This window comes from Frankia sp. CeRuru1 (assembly GCF_977966315.1).
This window is the reverse complement of record NZ_CDWWEW010000439.1, coordinates 1-4,008: the sequence shown is the minus strand read 5'-3', so window position 1 is coordinate 4,008 and position 4,008 is coordinate 1. Positions and strand designations below refer to the sequence as shown.

Here is a 4,008-nt window from a genome sequence, read left to right as displayed (position 1 = left end):
CGGCAGCCTGCCACGCCCACCCCACCCCCGAGAAGATGATCATAAATGCCGATCGGGGGACGAGCCTGGCCGGTGCCGTTCCCGCCGCCGAAAGCGGACCGGCTGCCGAAAGCGGACCGGTTACCGCCCCCTGTGCCGTCATCGGCAGGCCATTGTCACATCCGGTTCACCGTCACATCCGGTTCACCGTCACATCCGGTTCACCGTCACATCCGGTTCCCGTGGCGGGCCTTCCCCCCGCGGACCCGGCGGACAACGGCGATCCCGTGCCTGCGGGCGGATGCACGCCGTCGGTACGGGCGAGGTCTGGGAAGGCCCCGTCGGCAATCGGGGGGAGCATAAAAATCCGACGGTGTTCCGTTCGGTGCTCTGCGATGGCGCGGCGTAGCCGCCGGACACCGTGTCCCCCGATCCCGCAGAGCGCCTGATCGATTTCGGCGAGCCGTTCGTCGCACGTGGTGATCGCCTCCGCGGCCGCTCGGCTCTGCTCATCGAACGGCCTTCTGGTCATCTCCATGCTCAGGGCCAGGCAGGGATTGAACATACTTTTGTTGTCCAGGAGAGGAATCAGGTCGCCGGCGATCCGCCGGAGCTCCTCACCGCCCAATTCACTGGGCATGCTCTTCGTGCCGAGAAGCCGGGTGAACCCGGCCATGATACTCTGGACATGCTGTTCGAACGACACGTCGGTGTCCGCCCGTGCCCCGTACGGGCCGTCGGTCGCGTGCGGGAAGGCCCGGCGATACAGCGCGGCGTACTCATCCAGTATGGTCTTTCGCTCCGCGGCTGGCGTCTTCGCGGCGGAGAACCACAGCCGAAGCTCCGTCTCGAAGTAAGCCCAGCGGGCGGCGGACCGCCCCGTTCCGGTCAGGTAGAAGCGGCCGATCCGCGCCGCGAGGTTGCGGTGTTCGTCCCGGCCCGCCCCGTCAGGGGCAAGCTCGCGGGCGATCGCACCCAACGACACTCCGTACCGTTTGTAGTGCTGCTCGTAGTCCTTGTAGCGGCGGGCCAGGAGGGCGTCGAGGTGGGAGTCCCCGGTCGCGCGCGGTGGCTGTTGTGGTTTACCGGACATGGCACCTTCTCGTGGACGATCGCGGGGACGCGGGAGCCGGAAAGAATGCGTCAGGAGTTGCCGCATTGACCCTCCGGATACGGCGGGATCCATCGCGTAGGAGGATATGAATGCACGGCGGTTGCCGCATTCGGCATCGGCGTCGACCTCCCTTGGTCCGGTGACGAAGCATCTTGCCACGCATTCCTTGCGTTGAGTAAGAAGGGTGCATGCAGGCCAGGCCTCGATCCACGCCACCTTATTGCCCGGTACCGCCGGTCCAGTGAACAGGCCCAGGCACCGTGCTATTCGACACCCGCTTCCCGAGGAGTATCCTGCGATGAATCATCGCCGCCCGCGTCGACGACGCCGTCGGGACAGGCGCGAGCACCCGCGTCCGTTGCTCCTTCGCCTGCCGGGCGGCGCGCGCCGCGAGAACCCGCGCGCCGCGGTGGGCGCGCCGGCGAGGCCGGACTCCCCGGTCGCCGGGGACCGTCACGGCGAATCCGACGGGCATCGTCGGGTCGGTGGGCATCGTCGGGCCGGTTACGCCGCATGCACGATAGTCGCGGTCGCCGGCGGGGGCGCGCTGCTGCGGGCGGGGCTGGTCAGCGCCGACGGGCTCGTCGTCCAGCTATGGGGGGTCCTGGTCGCGTTGATCGTCGACGGCTTCCTACGGAGTCGACGGTGACGGCCGCGGCCACGGGACGGCAACAGGCCGGTCGGGTTCGATCCAGGCCGGTCGGGTTCACAGCCCGACGCGGCCGGAGGGGTTGTCGCGGTCGAACAGCCGTCCGGCGCGGACGTAGCCGTCGAGCGACGCCGAGGAGCGCCACCGGCCCTGGCGCATGATCGACCGGTCGGCGACACCGGCGCGAGCGGCGGCGGTGGCGAACCCGGAGCGCAGCGAATGCCCGGCGAAGTCGGCCGGGTCGAGCCCGGCGGCGGCCACCCGGCGCTGCACGATCCGGGCCACCGAGCCCGGGTAGAGCCGCCCCGGCGCGACCTGCCCGTGCCGGTTGACCGCGCGGAACGCCGGCCCGTCGGTCAGCGCGGCAGCGCCCGCCCAGGCCCGCCAGGCCCGTACCGGGCAGGTCGGCCGGTAGGAGCCGTAGGCGACGCCGACCAGGGCACCGGCGGCCTCCTGGTCGGTCTTCGACGCCCGGATCGTCAGGACGACTCCGTCGGGGGTCTCGAGCAGGTCGGCGACGTCGAGGCCGACGAGTTCGGAGCGACGCAGGCAGCCGGCGAACCCGATCAGCAGCAGTGCCCGGTCGCGGACGTCGGCGAGGTTGTCGTCGCGCAGCCCGGCGACGACCCGGGCCAGCAGGGAGGTGTCCAGCGCGGTCTTGCGGTCCGGGCGGACCCCGCGGGTGCGGCGGATACCGTCCCAGACGGCGCAGACCTCCGGTGCGCTCGCCGGGTTGGGATGGCGACCGAGCTGGTGGGAGACGGAGATTGCGGCGAGCCGGCGGCGGATCGTCGAGGGCTTGTACCCGGCGTCGGCGAGCGTGGCGAGGTAACCCGCGACCGTCGCCGGGGTCGCCGGCAGCGGGCACAGCGGCACCGTCTGGTGTTCACACCAGGCCCGGAACTGGCGCAGGTCACTGTCGTAGGCCCGCCAGGTCGCCGTGGAACGCGCGGCGCGGGCGTAGTCCCCTACCCGGGCGAGCAGATCGGCGGTGAGCTGCCCGTCGGTGCCCGGTGCCAGGACCGGCACCGGCGGCTGTGCCGCGCCGGCGGAGCCGGCCGGTAGCGCACGGGGGCCGGGGATCGGCATGGTGGCCTCGTCGTTCACCGCCGGGGCGTCCGGGCATCCTGGAACATCGAGACCCACCCTAGTCCGCCGCGGCTCGCCCGGGCTCGTGGACGGGCTCCGAGGCACGCGGTGTAAAGCTCAGCGGCGTCCTCGGCCGCCCGGCGGGGAACCGGTAATAGCCGTCACCGGTACGCCGTCGCCTTGGCCTCAACAGCGCTTGACCTCAACAGCGCTTGAGCTCAACAGCGCTTGAGCTTCTAGTGTCGGGGCGGTCCCCGTGGCCCCGCTCCGCCCCCACCAGAGGAGGCAAGCCATGACCTTCACCGAGCTCGAGACCGATTACCTGCGCACCCAGCCCCTGGGCCGGCTGGCGACCGTGCGTGCCGACGGCACCCCGCAGGTCAACCCGGTCGGGTTCAGCCTCAACGAGAAGCTGGGCACGATCGACATCGGCGGGTACAACATGGCCGCGAGCCAGAAGTTCCACAACGTCTCCCGGCAGGGCAGGGCCGCGATCGTCATCGACGACATCGTCTCCAGTGACCCGTGGCGGGTGCGTTTCCTGGAGATCCGCGGCGCCGCGGAGGCCATCCAGGCCCCGGGCGGCCCCGCCGGCCGCATCGACGGTGCGATCATCCGCATCCATCCTCGGCGGATCATCAGCTTCGCCCTCGACACCCCCGACCGTGAGCCGCACGAGGTCACCATCCAGCGGCGCACCATCTCCTGAGTCATCTCGACGGGCAGGCTGTCCGCGGGACGACGTTCCGGACGTTGTTTGACGAACCGGGTTGGTCGGGTATACGGCGGACGTCCTGCTCCTCGATCATCGGTCGGCCATCGATGATCATTACTGGCCGGAGGTCTTCCGTGGTCTGGACCCTCATCAGCTGGGTGCTGCTTGGTCTCGTTGCCGGCGCGGTCGCGCGCCTGCTCGTGCCCGGGCCCGACCCGATGAGTATCCCTGCGACGATCCTGCTCGGCATCGTCGGCTCGTTCGTCGGCGGTTTCCTCGGCTACGTCCTGTTCAACCGTGATCTCAGCGAGGGCGCGCTGCAACCGTCCGGCATCGTCGGCTCGATCATCGGGGGTATCGTCGTACTGCTGGTGTGGCGGGCGGTGGGCCGCCGCCGTACGTTGCACCGCTGACGCCCCGCCCCCGAGGCCGCCTAACGGCCGCCCGGTGCGGTGGGTTGAC

General features: G+C 70.6%; 5 protein-coding genes. 3 read left to right on the top strand and 2 right to left on the bottom strand.

All coding sequences use genetic code 11. The features are described from left to right. Positions 1 to 172: 172 nt before the first annotated feature. Positions 173 to 1,072, bottom strand: a complete 900-nt coding sequence (locus tag AC08OP_RS22165; protein WP_476615943.1) for a hypothetical protein — start codon at positions 1,070 to 1,072, stop codon at positions 173 to 175. Between the two features lie 379 nt (positions 1,073 to 1,451). Between AC08OP_RS22165 and AC08OP_RS22160 the strand changes: the two genes are divergently transcribed. After that, positions 1,452 to 1,742: a hypothetical protein gene (locus AC08OP_RS22160; RefSeq protein ID WP_476612081.1), complete on the top strand. Its 291-nt coding sequence runs from the start codon at positions 1,452 to 1,454 to the stop codon at positions 1,740 to 1,742. A 57-nt stretch (positions 1,743 to 1,799) separates the two neighbouring features. Here the strand turns inward: AC08OP_RS22160 and AC08OP_RS22155 are convergent, their stop codons facing one another. After that, positions 1,800 to 2,831, bottom strand: coding sequence for a site-specific integrase (locus AC08OP_RS22155; protein WP_476615944.1), 1,032 nt, complete (start codon positions 2,829 to 2,831; stop codon positions 1,800 to 1,802). A 292-nt stretch (positions 2,832 to 3,123) separates the two neighbouring features. On the opposite strand from AC08OP_RS22155, the gene AC08OP_RS22150 reads away from it, so the two are divergent. Together AC08OP_RS22150 and AC08OP_RS22145 are read left to right on the top strand one after the other, a co-directional pair. Beyond that, on the top strand, positions 3,124 to 3,540 hold the full coding sequence (locus AC08OP_RS22150) for a PPOX class F420-dependent oxidoreductase (protein ID WP_476615942.1): 417 nt from the start codon (positions 3,124 to 3,126) through the stop codon (positions 3,538 to 3,540). A gap of 140 nt (positions 3,541 to 3,680) precedes the next feature. Further along, positions 3,681 to 3,959, top strand: coding sequence for a GlsB/YeaQ/YmgE family stress response membrane protein (locus AC08OP_RS22145; RefSeq protein WP_462188996.1), 279 nt, complete (start codon positions 3,681 to 3,683; stop codon positions 3,957 to 3,959). The last annotated feature ends 49 nt before the right edge of the window (positions 3,960 to 4,008 follow it).

Excerpts from the sequence above, each read along its gene's own strand:
- AC08OP_RS22150 (WP_476615942.1), top strand. The coding sequence starts at position 3,124 with ATGACCTTCACCGAGCTCGAGACCGATTACCTGCGCACCCAGCCCCTG.
- AC08OP_RS22155 (WP_476615944.1), bottom strand. The coding sequence starts at position 2,831 with ATGCCGATCCCCGGCCCCCGTGCGCTACCGGCCGGCTCCGCCGGCGCG.
- AC08OP_RS22165 (WP_476615943.1), bottom strand. The coding sequence starts at position 1,072 with ATGTCCGGTAAACCACAACAGCCACCGCGCGCGACCGGGGACTCCCAC.